The sequence below is a fragment of the Amycolatopsis dongchuanensis genome (assembly GCF_039542405.1).
Taxonomy (GTDB): domain Bacteria; phylum Actinomycetota; class Actinomycetes; order Mycobacteriales; family Pseudonocardiaceae; genus Amycolatopsis_E; species Amycolatopsis_E sacchari.
The window spans coordinates 60,752-76,833 of sequence record NZ_BAABIB010000074.1 but is presented as its reverse complement, the minus strand read 5'-3'; the positions used below and the strand labels follow the sequence as shown (position 1 = coordinate 76,833).

The 16,082-nt window shown below is 70.5% G+C and carries 18 protein-coding genes; 9 read left to right on the top strand and 9 right to left on the bottom strand.

Translation table 11 applies throughout. The annotated features are described in order from the left end of the window. Window positions 1-287: 287 nt before the first annotated feature. Window positions 288-962 (bottom strand): Crp/Fnr family transcriptional regulator, encoded by a 675-nt coding sequence (locus ABFX51_RS17575; protein WP_091508361.1) that lies wholly within the window; start codon window positions 960-962, stop codon window positions 288-290. A 230-nt stretch (window positions 963-1,192) separates the two neighbouring features. Then, window positions 1,193-1,444: a hypothetical protein gene (locus ABFX51_RS17570; protein ID WP_091508363.1), complete on the bottom strand. Its 252-nt coding sequence runs from the start codon at window positions 1,442-1,444 to the stop codon at window positions 1,193-1,195. A gap of 184 nt (window positions 1,445-1,628) precedes the next feature. Here ABFX51_RS17570 and nth point away from each other — a divergent pair, with 184 nt between their 5' ends. Genes nth through ABFX51_RS17550 form a run of 4 tightly spaced genes read left to right on the top strand, consistent with a single transcriptional unit; the run spans window position 1,629 to window position 4,763 of the window. After that, window positions 1,629-2,312, top strand: a complete 684-nt coding sequence (gene nth, locus ABFX51_RS17565) for an endonuclease III (RefSeq protein ID WP_346054266.1) — start codon at window positions 1,629-1,631, stop codon at window positions 2,310-2,312. Then, window positions 2,309-2,899: a TlpA family protein disulfide reductase gene (locus tag ABFX51_RS17560; RefSeq protein WP_346054260.1), complete on the top strand. Its 591-nt coding sequence runs from the start codon at window positions 2,309-2,311 to the stop codon at window positions 2,897-2,899. The genes nth and ABFX51_RS17560 overlap by 4 nt, the downstream gene beginning before the upstream one ends. Further along, on the top strand, window positions 2,896-3,570 hold the full coding sequence (locus tag ABFX51_RS17555; protein ID WP_346054259.1) for an NUDIX hydrolase: 675 nt from the start codon (window positions 2,896-2,898) through the stop codon (window positions 3,568-3,570). Before ABFX51_RS17560 ends, ABFX51_RS17555 begins: the two co-directional genes overlap by 4 nt. Beyond that, window positions 3,567-4,763: a MarP family serine protease gene (locus tag ABFX51_RS17550; protein WP_346054258.1), complete on the top strand. Its 1,197-nt coding sequence runs from the start codon at window positions 3,567-3,569 to the stop codon at window positions 4,761-4,763. Before ABFX51_RS17555 ends, ABFX51_RS17550 begins: the two co-directional genes overlap by 4 nt. Here ABFX51_RS17550 and ABFX51_RS17545 read toward each other — a convergent pair. The 3 genes from ABFX51_RS17545 to nhaA are packed head-to-tail and all read right to left on the bottom strand — an operon-like array spanning window position 4,725 to window position 7,413. Beyond that, entirely contained in the window at window positions 4,725-5,684 is a 960-nt protein-coding gene (locus tag ABFX51_RS17545) for an alpha/beta fold hydrolase (protein ID WP_091508372.1), read from the bottom strand. The two genes, ABFX51_RS17550 and ABFX51_RS17545, sit on opposite strands and share 39 nt — an antisense overlap. A gap of 14 nt (window positions 5,685-5,698) precedes the next feature. Then, window positions 5,699-6,193 (bottom strand): phage holin family protein, encoded by a 495-nt coding sequence (locus ABFX51_RS17540; protein ID WP_177228732.1) that lies wholly within the window; start codon window positions 6,191-6,193, stop codon window positions 5,699-5,701. 29 nt (window positions 6,194-6,222) lie between these two features. After that, on the bottom strand, window positions 6,223-7,413 hold the full coding sequence (gene nhaA, locus ABFX51_RS17535; RefSeq protein WP_091508373.1) for a Na+/H+ antiporter NhaA: 1,191 nt from the start codon (window positions 7,411-7,413) through the stop codon (window positions 6,223-6,225). Between the two features lie 140 nt (window positions 7,414-7,553). On the opposite strand from nhaA, the gene ABFX51_RS17530 reads away from it, so the two are divergent. Beyond that, entirely contained in the window at window positions 7,554-9,011 is a 1,458-nt protein-coding gene (locus ABFX51_RS17530) for a peptide MFS transporter (protein ID WP_091508375.1), read from the top strand. 39 nt (window positions 9,012-9,050) lie between these two features. Continuing rightward, window positions 9,051-9,731 carry a class I SAM-dependent methyltransferase gene (locus ABFX51_RS17525; protein WP_091508376.1) on the top strand — a complete coding sequence of 227 codons (681 nt, stop codon included), beginning with the start codon at window positions 9,051-9,053 and terminating at the stop codon, window positions 9,729-9,731. Window positions 9,732-9,774: 43 nt separating this feature from the next. Here the strand turns inward: ABFX51_RS17525 and ABFX51_RS17520 are convergent, their stop codons facing one another. Next, on the bottom strand, window positions 9,775-10,503 hold the full coding sequence (locus tag ABFX51_RS17520) for a VIT1/CCC1 transporter family protein (RefSeq protein ID WP_091508378.1): 729 nt from the start codon (window positions 10,501-10,503) through the stop codon (window positions 9,775-9,777). A gap of 94 nt (window positions 10,504-10,597) precedes the next feature. Then, window positions 10,598-11,284, bottom strand: a complete 687-nt coding sequence (locus ABFX51_RS17515) for a DUF2848 domain-containing protein (protein ID WP_091508380.1) — start codon at window positions 11,282-11,284, stop codon at window positions 10,598-10,600. Window positions 11,285-11,396: 112 nt separating this feature from the next. Between ABFX51_RS17515 and ABFX51_RS17510 the strand changes: the two genes are divergently transcribed. After that, a complete protein-coding gene (locus ABFX51_RS17510) occupies window positions 11,397-12,692 on the top strand; it encodes an MFS transporter (RefSeq protein ID WP_346054257.1) in 1,296 nt (431 codons plus the stop codon). Here ABFX51_RS17510 and ABFX51_RS17505 read toward each other — a convergent pair. Both ABFX51_RS17505 and ABFX51_RS17500 read right to left on the bottom strand, forming a co-directional pair. Next, window positions 12,674-13,315 (bottom strand): GntR family transcriptional regulator, encoded by a 642-nt coding sequence (locus ABFX51_RS17505; RefSeq protein ID WP_091508383.1) that lies wholly within the window; start codon window positions 13,313-13,315, stop codon window positions 12,674-12,676. The genes ABFX51_RS17510 and ABFX51_RS17505 overlap by 19 nt on opposite strands. Before the next feature lie 262 nt (window positions 13,316-13,577). Then, a complete protein-coding gene (locus ABFX51_RS17500) occupies window positions 13,578-14,012 on the bottom strand; it encodes a DUF6319 family protein (protein WP_091508385.1) in 435 nt (144 codons plus the stop codon). A gap of 395 nt (window positions 14,013-14,407) precedes the next feature. On the opposite strand from ABFX51_RS17500, the gene ABFX51_RS17495 reads away from it, so the two are divergent. Beyond that, complete coding sequence (locus tag ABFX51_RS17495) at window positions 14,408-15,205, top strand: L,D-transpeptidase (protein WP_091508386.1); 798 nt, start codon at window positions 14,408-14,410, stop codon at window positions 15,203-15,205. Between the two features lie 49 nt (window positions 15,206-15,254). Further along, window positions 15,255-16,040, top strand: coding sequence for a choice-of-anchor P family protein (locus ABFX51_RS17490; protein WP_091508388.1), 786 nt, complete (start codon window positions 15,255-15,257; stop codon window positions 16,038-16,040). The last annotated feature ends 42 nt before the right edge of the window (window positions 16,041-16,082 follow it).

Sequence of the window (16,082 nt, the reverse complement as noted above, 5' to 3'; positions counted from 1 at the left end):
CAGCGAAGGGCCGGTGCGCCACGTCGGGGGTGGCGCCCGGCCCTTCGTTCAGCGTGAACCCTGCTCGCTCGCTGGCGCTCGCTTCGCCGGGTTCACTTCGGCATCGCATTGGGGGTCGGACCCCCAAACCCCCGCCAGGAGGGGCTCCGCCCCCCTGGACCCCCCGTCCCGGTGCGGGTTGGGTGCGGGTGTCGCCTTCGGTATTGCTCGCTGGCGCTCGCTTACCTTGTGCGGTGAGGGTCGGTGCGGGTTGGTGTGGGGGCGTGCCGCTGTTGGGGGTTTCGCGCTTAGCGGGCGCGGCGGGCTAGGCGTTCTGGGTCGAGGATCAGGACGGACTTGCCTTCCAGGCGGAGCCAGCCCCGGTGGGCGAAGTCGGCGAGGGCCTTGTTGACCGTCTCGCGGCTCGCGCCGACGTACTGGGCGATCTCCTCCTGCGTCAGGTCGTGGGTGACCCGGAGGATGCCCGCCTCCTGGCTGCCGAAGCGCTGCGCCAGCTGCAGCAGCGCCCGCGCCACGCGGCCCGGCACGTCGGTGAAGATCAGCTCGGCGACCATGTTGTTCGTCCGGCGCAGCCTCCGCGCGATCACGCGCAGCAGCTGCTCGGCGATCTCCGGCCGCGTCGAGATCCACTTCCGCAGCGAGGGGCGGTCCATCGTCACCGCACGCACCTCGGTCACGGTCGTCGCGCTCGACGTGCGCGGACCCGGGTCGAAGATCGACAGCTCGCCGAACATGTCGGACGGGCCCGCGATCCACAGCAGGTTCTCGCGCCCGTCCGGCGACTTCCGGCCGATCTTGACCTTGCCGGACAGGATGATGTACAGCTTGTCGCCCGGTTCGCCCTCGGTGAAGATCACGTGACCCCGGGGGAACTCCACGGTCTCCAAGGTCTGCGCGAGCGCCTCGGCCGCGGCCGGTTCGACCCCCTGGAAGATGCCCGCCCGGGCCAGGGTCTCGTCCACCTCGTGCCTCCTCATTGGTGGCGGCAGCGCCCCCGGTGCAGGAGCGTGTCACCGATCACTTGCGTGCAGTCTAGGCCGTTCGGGCGAGATCGCCGCACGGCTCGCCGGGTGGCGGCGTGCGAACGCCCAGGAGGGTGGTGACGATCTCGTCCGATCAGCCAGCTTAACCGCTGCACACGGCGAGTTGACCGAGGGTATGTAAGAGGCGAGGCTCCCCTAACTCACAAGGGTCAGTCCTGTGCGCGGCGTGACCGGAGCTTCGCCGCTCGCCCCCCGAGCCGGCGCAGCCGGAACAGCTCCAGCGCCCGCCCGATGCCGTGCCCGTAGAGCGCCCTGACCTCGTTGGGCCGGGCCTGCTCCAGGAACTCCTCGACCTCCTCCTCCTGCACGGCCACGTGCTTGAGGCGGCTCTCGACGCGCTCCATCGCCAGCGCGAAGAACATCATCACGAGGGGCACGGCTACTACGAACCAGACGGTCATCGACTTCAGATCCTCGCTTGAGTGGGCTCGGTTCTCGCGCCAGTGCGTTCGGTTGTGGCAGTCGGCCACCGGGAAGCACTCCAGGTGCCTTCCGTAGGCTATCGGGGTGCCACCCGCCGTTCGTTACGTACCCCGGAAGGGTGCCGGGGAGAGCAGGCTCGCTCTCGTGAGACGCGCTCGGCGCATGCTGCGTCGTCTCACCGAGGAATTTCCGGACGCGCACGCGGAACTGGACTTCACCAACCCGCTGGAACTCCTGGTCGCCGTCGTGCTGTCCGCGCAGACCACGGACGTGCGGGTCAACGAGGTCACGCCCGCCGTCTTCGCGCGGTACAAGACCGCGGCCGACTACGCCGCCGCGGACCGCGCCGAACTCGAAGAACTGCTGCGTCCCACCGGTTTCTTCCGCGCGAAGGCCAATTCGCTGATGGGGCTGGGCGCCGCGCTCGTCGAGCGGTACGGCGGCGAGGTGCCGGACAAGCTCGAAGACCTCGTCACGCTGCCCGGCGTCGGCCGCAAGACCGCGAACGTCGTGCTCGGCAACGCCTTCGACATCCCCGGCATCACCGTCGACACCCACTTCGGCAGGCTGGTGCGGCGCTGGGGCTGGACGTCCGAAGAGGACCCGGTGAAGGTCGAGCACGCGGTCGGTGAGCTCATCCCCCGCAAGGAGTGGACGATGCTGTCCCACCGCGTGATCTTCCACGGCCGCCGGGTCTGCCACGCGCGGAAACCGGCGTGCGGTGCGTGTCCCCTCGCGCGCGACTGCCCGTCCTACGGCACCGGGCCCACCGGGTTCGAGGAAGCGGCGAAGCTGGTCAAGGGCCCTGAGCGGGAGCACATCCTCGCGATGGTGCGGCCGTCGTGACCAGGGCGACCAAGTGGGCGCTCGTGGTCGGCGTGCTGGTGCTCGGCGTGATCATCGCCGTGCTGCCGCGCACCGATGGCACCCGCAACGCCGCCGGTCCCGACCTGACCGCCGCCCGCGCCGCCGCCGCGCTCCCGCCGTGCCCCGCCGGCAACGGCGAGGTCGCGCAGTTCAAGGGGGTGTCCGCGCAGTGCCTCGGCGACGGCTCGGCGGTCGATGTGGGCAGCGCGCTGGCGGGGAAGACCACGCTCGTCAACGTGTGGGCGACGTGGTGCGTCCCGTGCAGAACCGAACTGCCGGTGCTGGCCGAGTACGCCGCGCAGCCCGGGGCAGCGCAGGTGCTGCTCGTGCAGGCCGCCAGCTCGCAGGCCGACGGCCTCGCGCTGCTCAAGGACCTGAACGTGCACCTGCCCAGCGTCTTCGACGGCGAGGGGACGACCGGGCCCGTGCGCGAGGCGCTGCGCGTGCCGTCGTGGCTGCCCGTGTCCTACCTGGTCACGCCGGACGGGCAGGTGCATTTCATCCGGAACCCACCGACCTTCGGCAACCCTGACGCGGTGCGCCAGGCCGTGGAGAGTCCTTCGTGACCGGTCCGCTCGTCGATGCGGGCTCGGTCCCCGCCTGGCTGCGCCCGCTGGTCGAGATCAGCGGCGAGGTCGACTCGCGCACGTTCACCCGCTTCTCGCCGCCGAACGGCGAGTACACCCGCTCGGCCTCCGTGCTGATCCTCTTCGGCGAAGGCCCCCGCGGCCCCGACGTCCTGCTCCTGCGGCGGGCCGACACGCTCGGTTCCCACGCCGGTCAGGTCGCCTTCCCCGGCGGAGGGGCCGAGGACGGCGAGGACCCGGTCGACACCGCACTGCGCGAGGCGGAGGAGGAGACGGGGGTCGACCCCGCCGGTGTCCGGCCCGTCGCCGTGCTGCCCGAGCTGTTCGTCCCGGTTTCGCGCTTCGCCGTGACGCCGGTGCTCGCGCACTGGCAGACCCCCTCGCCGGTGCACGCCGTCGACCCCGGCGAGACGGCCGCGGTGGCGAGGGTCGCGGTACGCGACCTCGCTGACCCGGCGAACCGCTTCCAGGTCCGGCGGCAGGGTTACGTCGGGCCCGCGTTCGCCGTGGACGGGCTGTTCGTGTGGGGGTTCACGGCGGGTCTGTTGTCGGTACTGCTCTCCCTCGGCGGGTGGGAGCGCGAGTGGAACCGCGGCGACGTCCGCGACCTCGAAGCCGCACTGCGCGAGCACGATTGGGAGACACGATGAACTGGGTCGACGTCCTGGTGATCGTCCTGGCACTGCTCGCCGCCATCTCCGGCGCGCGCCAGGGCGTCGTGATCGCGCTGCCCGCGCTGGTGGGCGTCATCGGTGGCGCGGTGCTCGGCATCCGCATCGCGCCGCTGGTCGTGCAGCTGTTCGACAACCCGGCGGCGAAGGTCGCGTTCGCGGTGGCGACCGTCGTGTTCCTGGTGGCGCTGGGCGAAACGCTGGGCGTGTGGCTCGGCAGGCGCGTCAAGCACGCCGTGAAGAGCCGGATCAACACCGACAAGCTCAGCGGGATCGACCAGACGCTCGGCGCGATCGTGCAGGCCGTCGTGGTGTTCGTCGTGGCGTGGCTGATCGCGGTGCCGCTCACCGGCGTCGCGGGCCTGCCGGGCCTGGCGAAGGCGATCAACAACTCGGCCGTGCTCGGCGCGGTGGACAAGGCGATGCCGCCCGCGGCCGAGGGGCTGCCCGCCGACCTGCGCAAGCTGCTCGACGTCTCCGGCTTCCCGTCCATTGTGGACCCGTTCCAGAAGACGCAGATCAACGAGGTCGCCCCGCCGGACACGAGCCTGCAGAACAGCACGGTCGCGCAGCAGCTGCGGGGCAGCGTGCTCAAGATCCGCGGCACGGCGTCGTCGTGCTCCCGCGCGCTGGAGGGCAGCGGGTTCGTCGTGGCGCCCCAGCGCGTGATGACCAACGCACACGTGGTGGCGGGCACGGACGAGACGGCGGTCGAGACCTCGCAGGGCAGGCTGCCCGCCCGGGTGATCTACTTCGACCCCGAGGTCGACGTCGCGGTGCTCGCCGTGCCCCGGCTGCAGGCCCCGCCGCTGCGGATCGCGTCCTCCCGGGGCAAGGCGGGCGATGACGCGATCGTGCTCGGTTACCCGCTGGACGGCCCGTACACGGCGACCGCGGGCCGCATCCGCAACGAGATCACCTTGCAGGGCCCCGACATCTACGACTCGCGCACCGTGCGCCGTGACGTGTTCACCGTGCGGGCGCAGGTGCGCAGCGGCAACTCGGGTGGTCCGCTGGTGAACCCGCAGGGCGAGGTGGTCGGCGTCGTGTTCGGCGCGTCCGTCGAGGACCCCGACACGGGCTTCACCCTGACCGCCCAGCAGGTCGCCCCGGTGATCGAGGCCGCGCCCACGCTAAGCGCGCGCGTCAGCACCGGTTCCTGCGCCGCCTAGAAATTCGAGAAGGACTTTGTCGGTCCGCGCCGGGTCCTCCAGGTGCGGGAAGTGCCCGACGCCGGAAAGCGTCTCGAAGCGCGAGTACGGACCGTGCCACGGCGCCGACTCACGGGCGGTCTCGGGCAGCACGCACGTATCGGCCTCGCCGTGGATCTGCAGCACCGGAGCCGCGACGCGGGTACCGACGGCGTCGGCGAACCGGCGGCCCTCGCCGCGGAACTGGGCCCGGAAGGCCCAGCGGTAGTACTCGAGCGCGCTGTGCGCGACCCCGGGCACGAGCATCGCGTGCCGGAAGCGCCGCGCGGTCTCGGCGAAGTCGTCGGCCCGCGGCCACTCCGGCCCGGACCAGGCGCGCAGGAGGGTCTCGACGAGCGCGGCGTCGTCGGCGACCAGGCGGCGCTCGGGGAGCATCGGCAGCTGGAAGCGGAAGAGGTGGCCCATCGCGCGGGTCTGGCTCCGGCCGCGCCGCAGCGCGGTGCGGCCCACGGCCGAGCGGAACGCCAGCGGGTGCGCGCCCCCCAGGACGCTCACCGAGGCGACGAGCCGGGGGTGCAACGCGGCGGCGGTCCAGGCGAGCATGCCGCCCCACGCGTGCCCGACGAGGTGCGCGCGTCGTTCCCCGAGCGCGCGGACGAGGCCGGCGACGTCCCCGGCGAGGGTCCAGGCGTCGTAACCGCGTGGCGGCTTGTCGGAGTCCCCGTACCCGCGCAGGTCCGCGGCCACGACGCGGAAACCGGCGTCGGACAGCGACACCAGCTGGTGCCGCCAGGCCCACCAGAACTCGGCGAAGCCGTGCAGCAGCAACACCAGCGGGCCCGTGCCCGCCTCGGCGACGTGCAGCCGGATGCCGTTGGCGGACACGTCGCGGTGCGTCCAGGGGCCGTCAACCCGGACGCTGGACGGATCGGGCGGCTGCACGGGGAGGGGGTGGGTCAGCCGCGCTCGGCGACGGCGGCCTCACGCCGGGGCTTGAGCGCCGCGGCGGTGTCCTTGACGCTCGTGATCGTGCGCTCGGGCGCCCTGATCTTCTTCAGCTTGCGCCAGCCCAGCAGCGCGAACAGCACGGTGACCAGGAGCATCAGGCCGAACACGATGAGGAACGCGGCCCAGCGCTTCAGCCACTCGGACAGCAGCTCGCCGAGGAAGAAAAAGAAGAAGAACGAGCTGTAGAGCCCGACCACGCCCGCGATGACGAAGAAGACGCTGCCCTTGATCCCCTTCTTGACCTCGCCCGCGACCTCGGACTTGGCCAGCTCGACCTCGGCGCGCACCAGCGTGGACAGGTGCTGGGTCGCCTGGCTGACGAGGCTGCCGATCGACTGCTCGCCGTCGGCGGTGCCGTCGTCCTTGGACAGGGGGATGTAGGGCACGGCCCCGAGGCCGTCTGGGCCGTTGCGTTCGTGCTCCTGGCTGCTCACGGGGGTCATCGTGCCATGTGCCGCCCCGCCCGGCTCGGTCAGTCCTCCCGCGCGCCGTGCACTTTGTTGCGCCGGAGGAGCACGGCCGCCCCGGCGAGCGAGGCGATCGCGGACGCCAGGAGGACGGCGGTCTTGGCGCGCTCGCTCGCCGCACCGGTCAGCGCCAGCTCCGCGATCAGCAGGCTCACCGTGAACCCGACCCCGCCGAGCAGCGACAACGCGCCGATGTCCCGCCAGCCGGTGCCGCGCGGCCGCTCGGCGAACCCGAGTGAGACGGCGAGCGCGGAGGCCCCGAGGATGCCGACGGCCTTGCCGACGACGAGCCCGAGCAGCACCGCGAGCGGGAGGGCTGTGGTGAACACCTCCGACAGCGAGTTCGCGTCGACCTCGATCCCGGCGGCGAACAATGCGAATACCGGCACCGCGACGGCGGCCGACCACGGCTGCAGCCGGTGCTCCAGGCGGAGCGCGGGCGCCTCGTCCTCGCCGGGGTCCGGGCGGACGCGGGTCAGCAGGCCCAGCACGACGCCGGCGATCGTCGCGTGAATACCGGTTGTATGCACGGCTACCCAGGTGATGACGGCGAGGGGCACGTAAAGCCACGGCGTGCGCACCCGGCGGCGCTGGAGCAGTGCATACAACGCGCATGCAGCCAGTGCGACGGCGGCCGCGACCAGGTTGAAGTGGCTGGTGAACAGCACGGCGATGACGAGGATCGCGCCGAGGTCGTCCACGACGGCCAGCGACAGCAGGAACACCCGTGCGCTGCCCGGGAGGTTCGAACCGGTCAGCGCGAGGACGCCGAGCGCGAACGCGATGTCGGTGGCCACGGGGATCGCCCAGCCGCGGTCGATGCCGGCCGAGCCCCAGGCCACGCCCAGTGCGAGCAACACCGGCACGACCATCCCGCCCAGCGCCGCCACCACCGGCAGCACCGCCTGCTTGAACCGGGACAGCTCCCCGATGACGAGTTCGCGCTTGAGCTCGAGCCCGGCGACGAAGAAGAACAGGGCGAGCAGGCCGTCCTTCGCCCAGTCGCCGACGGACAGGTCGAGGTGCAGGAAATGTGGTCCGATCGTGAAATCCCGCAGTCCGCGATAGGCGTCGCCCCACGGCGAGTTCGCCCAGAGCAGGGCCACCGCGGTGGCGACGAGCAGGATCAGCCCGCCGGTGGTCTCAGTGCGCAGGTAGCGGGCGAATTCTCCGGCGATGGCACGGGGCTTCTGCACGGGCGCTCTTTCGGGGTCGGTTGGACGGAGTCTTGCCGACCAGACTTCCCGGCGCACCTCCACCCACTCTACAGGTAACAGTACGAGCGTCCTAGTATGTGAATTGCCAACGTTGTCAAGTGGATTGGACGGGTCGGCGAATGGCCACCTCCACCGAGGCGAAACGGGACACCAGGTTCTTCGGCCACCCGCTCGGACTGGCGAACCTCTTCGGGGTCGAGGCGTGGGAGCGCTTCTCCTACTACGGGATGCTGGGCATCCTGCCCATCTACCTGTACTACTCCGTCGCCGAGGGCGGGCTGGCGATGGCGGAGACCACCGCCACCAGCATCGTCGGCGCGTACGGCGGGCTGGTGTACCTGTCGACGATCGCGGGGGCCTGGGTCGCCGACCGGCTGCTCGGCGCCGAACGCACGTTGTTCTACAGCGCCGTGCTGATCATGGTCGGGCACATCGCGCTCGCGGTGCTGCCGGGCTACCTCGGCGTGGGTGTCGGGCTCGTGTGCGTGGCGCTCGGCAGTGGCGGGCTCAAGGGCAACGCGACGTCGGTCGTGGGCACGTTGTATACCGAGCACGACGAGCGTCGTGACGGCGGTTTCAGCCTGTTCTACATGGGCATCAACCTCGGCAGCTTCGTCGGGCCGCTGCTCACCGGCCTCGCGCAGAGCAACGTCGGTTTCCACCTCGGGTTCGGGCTGGCCGCGATCGGTATGGCGCTCGGGCTCGTGCAGTACACGCTGGGCCGGCGCAACCTGCCGGACTCGGCGCGCGCCGTGCCCAACCCGCTCCCGCGGAAGAACCGCCCGCATGCGATCGGTGTGCTCGTCCTCGTGGTGGCGGTGATCGTCGTCGCGCTGCTCACCGGCGTCGTCACGGCGGCCAACCTGTCGGACGTCGTGGTGTGGGTCGTCGCCGTCGCGGCGGTGATCTACTTCGCCGTCATCCTGACCAGCCGCAAGATCACGGCGGTCGAGCGCAAGCGGGTGCTGTCGTTCATCCCGATGTTCATCGCGAGCGTCGTGTTCTGGTCGCTCTACCAGCAGCAGTTCACCGTCGTCGAGGTCTACTCGGACAAGCGGCTGGACCGGAACCTGTTCGGCTGGGAGATGCCGGTCTCGTGGGTGCAGTCGATCAACCCGGTCTTCATCATCGTGCTGGCGCCGGTGTTCGCCCTGCTGTGGACGAAGCTGGCGCGGCGCCAGCCGTCGACGCCGATCAAGTTCGCGCTCGGCACCGGGATCATGGGCGTGGCGTTCCTGCTGTTCCTGCCGCTGGCGGGCGGCGGGCCGAACAGCGCGCCGCTCCTCGCGCTCGTCGGCATCCTGCTCGTGTTCACGATCGCCGAGCTGTTGCTCTCGCCGGTCGGGCTCTCGCTGGCGACGAAGCTCGCGCCCGAGGCGTTCCGGACGCAGATGGTCGCGTTGTTCTTCCTGTCGGTGTCGCTCGGCACGGCGCTGTCGGGTTCGCTCGCGCAGTACTACAGCGCCGACGACGAGACCCCGTACTTCGGGATCATCGGCGGGATCGCCGTCGTCGTCGGTGTGCTGCTCGCGCTGATCAGCCCGTTCGTGCGGAAGCTGATGTCGGGCGTGCGCTGATCCGGCGTTCGCGGGGCCGGCGGGTGGCAGGATGCGGCCATGCCGGGCAACCCTGTGGTCGAAGCCGTGCTCGACTCCATCACGGTCCCGCCGGGCGCGTTCGTCGTGGACTTCGCCTGTGGCGCCGGGCAGCTGGGCCTCGCCCTCGCCGCACGCCGCCCGGACGTCTCCGTGCTCGGCGTGGACCACGCGCCCGGCCTCGTCGAACGGGCACGGGCGAACGCTCCTGACAACGCCCGGTTCGAGGTCATGTCGATCGAGGACCTCGCTCTGGAGGACGCCTCCGCCGACGTGGCGGTGTCGCTGTTCGGGGTGCTGCAGGTGGGCGAGCCCGGCAAGACGGTCAGGGAGACCGCCCGCATCCTCAGGCCCGGCGGCGTTCTTGGCCTCGCCGCGTACGTGGACATGCGGGCCAACCCGTTGTGGTCCGCGACAGAGACCGTCCTCGCCCGGCACCTGCCGCCGGACTCCCTGCCGAACCCGGTCGTCCAGCCGTCCCTGGCAGGCCCCGACGCCAGGGAACGGCTGCTGCACGAGGCCGGGTTCACGTCAGTGCGCACCCGGTGGTTCGACTTCCCGCTCCCGCTGCCGTCCTTCGAAGCGGCCTGGGGGCTCGCGGCCAGTCCCGGCATGTTTCCCGTGCTGAACGACAACGCGGAGGTGCGGGAGGAGCTGCGGGAAGCGATCGTCTCCTACGAGGGGCCAGGCGGCGGGAGCTAGGTCTTCCCGGTTTTGTGCCTGCTCCTGTCCGCCACCCGGACCGCTAACTGACCGCCACGTCGAACAACGCCCCGACGTAGTACGTCACCAGCATCGTCAGCAGGCCGACCCCGACGTTGCGCAGCACCGCCCTGCGGGCCCGCGCGTTGCCGAGCCGGGCGCTGACGTAACCGGTGAGGAACAGCCCGGCGACCACGGCGAGGACGCAGGTCCACACGCGCCACGACAACGGCGGCAACGCGATCGCGAGCAGCGGCAGCAGCGCGCCGACGGAGAACGACAGGAACGACGCTCCCGCGGCCTGCCACGGGCTGGTCAGCTCGTCGGGGTCGATGTGGAGCTCGGCCTCGGCGTGCGCCTGCAGAGCGTCCTTTTCGGTCAGCTCCCTGGCCACCTGCGCCGCCAGCTCCGGCGACAGGCCCTTGTCCTCGTAGATCCCGGCGAGTTCGCGTTCCTCGGCTTCCGGCATCGTTTTCAGTTCTTCTTTTTCCAGCTGGAGCATCGCCCGCTCGGTATCGCGCTGGGTGCTCACCGAGACGTATTCCCCGCCCGCCATGGAAAGCGCACCGGCGACGAGCCCGGCAATTCCGGCCATCAACACCGCCGTGTGGTCCGTGGTCGCACCGGCCACCCCGACCACGATCCCGGCCACCGACACGATGCCGTCATTGGCCCCGAGAACGCCCGCACGCAGCCAGTTCAGCCTGCTGCCGAGACTGTCGTGGTGCGGTTCGCGCGAGTGGGTGGACGCGGGGTCCCGTGTTTCCGTCACCGCATTATTGAAACACAGGCACGCTGCTATAGTCCGACTGCCCGGAAAAGGGAATCCTCAGTTAGTTTCGGCTAACCTAAATCCCAATTCCCGGCTATTTCTCGCCGAACTCCGGCAGTCGCCGCACCCGGTAGGACAGCTCGATCGCGCGGCCCGTCGCCGGGTCGCCCAGTTCCACCCGCCACCGGCCGGCGAACTGGTCGACGCCGGGCAGCATCGGGATGGTGCCGGACAGGACCGCGACCCCCGGTTCCCGCAGGCCCCGGTCGGCGAGGAAGTTCAGCCAGTACTCCGGCGGCAGCAGTTCGGCGAGCTTCCCGTCCTGGATGAGGACGTCGTCGTCGACCCACGCCCGCAGGGTGAGCGAGTCGATCCGGTCGGCCACGTCGGTCAGCCGCCAGGCCTGCCGGGCCAGCACGTCGAGCCCGGCGTTCTTGCTCCACGCGACCCCGTGCACCTCCAGCTCGCGGTCGGTGTGGTCGCAGGCGGCGGTGAGTAGCACGTCACCCGGCTCGGGACCCGTGATGACGAGCGCCCATTCGGCCTCGCCGGAGGTGCGGCCGTGCTGCACCGGCACCTCGTCGGTCTGCTGGGCCAGGTAGGGCGCGATCGCGTAGAGCGCGGGTGTGCTCGCCGGCGCCGGCACGCCGAGTTCGGCCAGCTCCGCCACGTGTGCGGCCACGTCCTCCTGGTTGCGGCCCGCGTATCCGCCGTTGAGCAACGTGTGCACATGGATGCCCTCGGTGGTGCCGTCAGGTAGCTCGAAGCGCAGTTCGGTCATGGCCCTCTCCGTTCCGGTAACGCAGTTCTTACCCGCCAGGGCTTGCGCATGCAGGTTGTATACAACGAGTATTACCGCAACCGAGTCAACCCCGGAACCCAGGATGTGAGCAATGACCTCTGCCCCACCTGCGGTGGACGCGGCGTCGCTGCGCCGCGCCTTCGTCGCGAGCCTGTCCGGTACCTCGCTGGAGTGGTACGACTTCGCGGCCTACTCCGTGGCCGCCGCGACGGTGTTCGGGCACCAGTTCTTCCCCGCGGGCGACCCGCTCGTCGGCACGATGGCCGCATTCTCGACGTATGCGGTCGGCTATCTGTCCCGCCCGCTCGGCGGCTTCGTCTTCGGGCGGCTCGGTGACGTGCTCGGCCGGAAGCGCGTCCTCGTGTCGACCCTGCTGCTGACCGGTGTCGCGACGTTCCTCATCGGGGTGCTGCCGACGTACCAGAACGTCGGGGCGCTCGCGGCCGTCCTGCTCGTGCTGCTGCGTTTCGCGCAGGGTGTGGGCATCGGCGGGGAGTGGGGCGGCGCGGTGCTGCTCTCCAGCGAGTTCGGTGACCCGGCGAAACGCGGTTTCTGGTCCTCCGCGGCCCAGGTCGGACCGCCGGCGGGCAACCTGCTCGCCAACGGTGTACTCGCCCTGCTGTCCGCGGTGCTGACCGAAGCGCAGTTCGAATCGTGGGGGTGGCGGGTCGCGTTCCTGCTCTCCGGTGCACTGGTCGCATTCGGGTTGTGGATCCGGATGAAGCTCGAGGAGACCCCGGTCTTCCGGCGCATCGCCGAAAGCGGTGAGCGGCCACGCGCGCCGATCTCCGAGGTCTTCAAGTACGAGCGGCGCGGTCTGCTGGCCGCGATCTTCGTCCGCGTGTGCCCTGACGTGTTATACGCGTTGTTCACAGTGTTCGTACTGACGTACATGACGCAGGAACTGCACATGTCGCGAGGTCAGGGCCTCACCGCGGTGATGATCGGCTCGGCCGGTCAGCTCGTGCTGATGCCCGCGTTCGGCGCCCTGTCCGACCGCGTCGACCGGCGGCGGCTGTACCTCGTCGCGACGGTTGCCGCCGCCGCGTGGCCGTTCGTGTTCTTCCCGCTGGTGTCCACGCGGTCGTTCCCCGCCGTGCTGCTGGGTGTGGTGGTGGCGCTGGTGATCCACGCCGCGTTGTACGGGCCGCAGGCGGCGCTGGTGACGGAGCAGTTCTCGGAACGCCTGCGGTACACGGGCAGCTCACTGGCGTACACCCTGGCGGGCATCATCGGTGGTGCGCTGGCTCCGCTGCTGTTCACGAGCCTGCTGGCCGGGTTCGGCACGTGGCTCGCGCTCGCGCTGTACGTGCTGGTCGCGGGAGTGGTGAGCGTGCTCGGCGTCGTGCTCGCCCGGGAGGCGCGCCCTCAGGTGGCCGTGAGCTGAAGCTCCAGCGTCTTCTGGTGGTGGTAGTCGATCGCGACCAGTGCCGAGTCGAGGTCGTAGCCGGCGAGCGCCCGCACGATCGCGTCGTGCTCGCTGAGCACCTTGTGCTGGCGGTCGGCTGAGCGGGACAGCGCGATGAGCCCCGCGCGGATCTGGCGGGCCCGCAGGTTCGCGTACGCCTTGGACAGCATCGCGTTGCCCGCCGCGTCGACCATGAGGCTGTGGAAGTGGTGGTCGAGCGTGATGAACTCGTGGTCCGCCGTGGTGGCGCGCTGCTGCTTGATGACCTCGCGCATCTCGTCCACGGGCGCGGGGCGGCGGAACGTGATGATCTTGTGTGCGGCGAACCGCTCCATCATGCCGCGCAACTCGAACAGCTCGCGGAGGTCACGGCCGCTCAGCGGGGCCACGTAAGCTCCGCGGTTGGGCACGAGCTGGACGAGGTCCTCGGCGGCGAGCTGCAACAGCGCCTCACGGACCGGCGTGCGCGAGACGCCGACCTGCTCGGCGACGTCCTGTTCGCTGATGAAGGCGCCCTCCATCGCGGGGTCGGTCAGCACGGTGCGCCTCAGGAACTCGTAGGCCTTGTCGCGGCCTGACGTCCCTCTCGCGGTCGCCTGCATCCCGGATCCCCCTCCATACACGTTGTATACGGATCGTACGGCACGTGTGGACCGGCAGAGACGAGAACGCCGGGGCGGATGCCTGATCGAGTGGACATCCGCCCCGGCGAGTCGGGGGTGGTGCGGTCAGGGCGAGCGCCGGGCGTCAGACGCCTCCGCACTCGCCGGATCCTGCCGGGTGACCGCCGCTGTGTCGAGTCCGGCACCGGCGGCCAGGTAGCCGCTCGCCGTGGTTCGGCGAGCAGCTACCGCGGCAGGGGTGTCAGGCGTCGAGCTCGGCGAGGGCCTGCTTCGCCTGCTCCAGCTCCGCCTCCAGCTGCGCGACCTTGGCACGCTGCTGTTCGCGGGCCTCGTTGATCACCTCGTCGATCGGCGTCGACAGGTCCTCGTGCAGCTCCTTGGCCGCGCGCGACACGGCCGCGGCCGAGATGGCCAGCCCGCGGGCGACCCAGGTGCTGCCGTGCTTGAGTTCCGCCTGCCAGTCGCCGTCCGCGGTGCCGGTGACGGTGAGCGTCAGCTCGACCGTGCGGGTCTTGCGGGCGGCTGCGCCCTTCGGGCGGCCACGCTTGGGCTTCTCCTCCTCGGCGGGAGCCGGGGCGGCGGGCTCGGCGGCCTTCTCCGCGGCAGGGGCGGACGTCTTGACGCTCTCCTCGTCGATCGCCTGCTCCTGCGGGGCGGTCGTGGTGTCCAAGCTCATGCGGGTGAGGTCTCCCTCTTCGTGGGGTACGACGGCCGAAGTCTAGAACACGTGTTCGACAAAGGGAACAGCGGGTTCCGTCCGCCGATTGTGCCCACCGGCCCTCGTGGCACCCACCTCGGGCCACCTCCACGTCCCCCATCCGGGGTTGACCGGCGGCTTCGACGTTACAGATTTTTACCCGATCGGGTGTATCCGGACTTTTTCGCCGAACTCGGGAAATGCGACGTTTCCGCAGGTCAGGAGATTCCACATGAAACACCCGATAGTTGATCACCGGATCGGGCGGCTGATAACACTTCCGTTGCAAGACGCACTGGCGGTGCGCCGCGTCCCCCGGGGGAGACGCCGCCCGCGGAATTCCTGTGCGCAGTCGTCGTCCCGAGGATTGGTAGATGCAGAGAAGTGCGGTTTCGCGCGCCCGGAAAACGTTCGCCGTCGCTGGGGTCGCAGTGCTGGCCCTGCTGGCCGGCGCGTGTTCCGGGAACGACTCCACCCAGGTCGCGCCGGTCGCGGTGACCCAGGAGGACCTGACCCAGCTGCCGGAGGCGAACACCTTCGGCACCGTCACCGGCGCGCCCACGGACCCCCAGGCCGCCGCGGGTGCGGCCGCCGGCAAGGTGCTGCACCCGAAGAGCGATCTCGTGGTCTACGCGGGCGTCGGCGGCAAGCCGATCGCGAAGCTGCCCAGCATCCAGATGGGCTCGCCGACGTGGGTACCCGTGGTCGCCGAGCAGGGTGAGTGGGCCGAGGTGCTGCTGCCGACCCGTCCCAACGCCTCCGCCGGCTGGGTGCACGTACCCGAGGGCGCCGCCGAAACCGCGCAGAACGACTACGCCGTCCAGGTCGACCGCGCCTCGTTCCGCCTGCAGATCCTGGAGAACGGCAAGACCACCGGCTCGTGGACGATCGGCACGGGCAAGCCGGAGCACCCGACGCCCGCCGGCCGCGCGTACATCATCGCCTCGATCGAGGAGACGAAGAACACCTACAGCCCCATCGTGCTGCCGCTCTCCTACCACTCGGATTCCCTCGAAACGTTCGGCGGTGGCCCGGGCACCGTCGGCCTGCACACGTGGCCCAACGACAGTTTCGTCGGCAAGGCCAACAGCGACGGCTGCATCCGTGTGCCGCAGGACGCGCTCGAACAGCTCGTCAAACTGCCGCTCGGCACGATCGTGAACATCACGTAGCGCCGCGCGCTCCCCGGAAACCACTCCCCACAGAAAGGTGACCCAACACTTGTCCAGGAAGAAGGCCGTTGCCGGGGGCATCGGCGCGCTGTCGGCCCTGCTCGTCGCGGGGACCGTGCTCGCTCCCGCCGCCGGTGCGACGACGCGGACCACGGACGGCGTGAACTCCGCCTTCGCCATCTCGGCGACCGGCCTGCTCACGATCAAGCCCACCCCGTCGGTCAACGACGAGGACGGCTTCTCGCAGGAGTCCGTCGCGCGGCTGCGCCTGCCGGCGTCGCTGGTGGACCTGCGAGCGCTCAACGCGCAGGCCGGCGCGGGCACCGCGAAGGCCAGCATCCTCGACGTCAGCGTCGGGCTCGGTGTCGGCAAGCCGCTGCTGAGCGCGTCGGCGATCGAGGCCGAGTGCGAGAACGGCAAGGCCACCTCGTCGTTGGCGAAGGCGAAGATCGGCGACATCAACCTCGGTGTCGCGGTGCCGCCGAACACCGCGATCAAGGTCCCCGGCCTGCTGTCGGTCGAGGTCAACAAGCAGGTCACGCACAAGGACGGTTCGGTCACGGTGACCGCCCTGTCGATCAACGTCGACGGCGTCCAGAAGATCGAGCTGGCCTCCGCCACCTGCTACCCGGGTGACGACGACAACGGCGGCGGGGACGGCGACACCCCCACCACCAAGCCCACCGAGACCACGTCCAAGACGACGAAGCCGTCGTCCAAGCCGAGCGCTTCGCCGTCCAACGGCGGCTCCGCGCCGGCGGGTGACAAGCCGACCGCCAACGGCAAGGCGCCGACGCCGACCCCGGTCAAGGCACACCTCGACGTGACCGGCTGAGCGATCCAAGGAAACAGCGAGGCCCCCTTCCCCGCGCGGGGG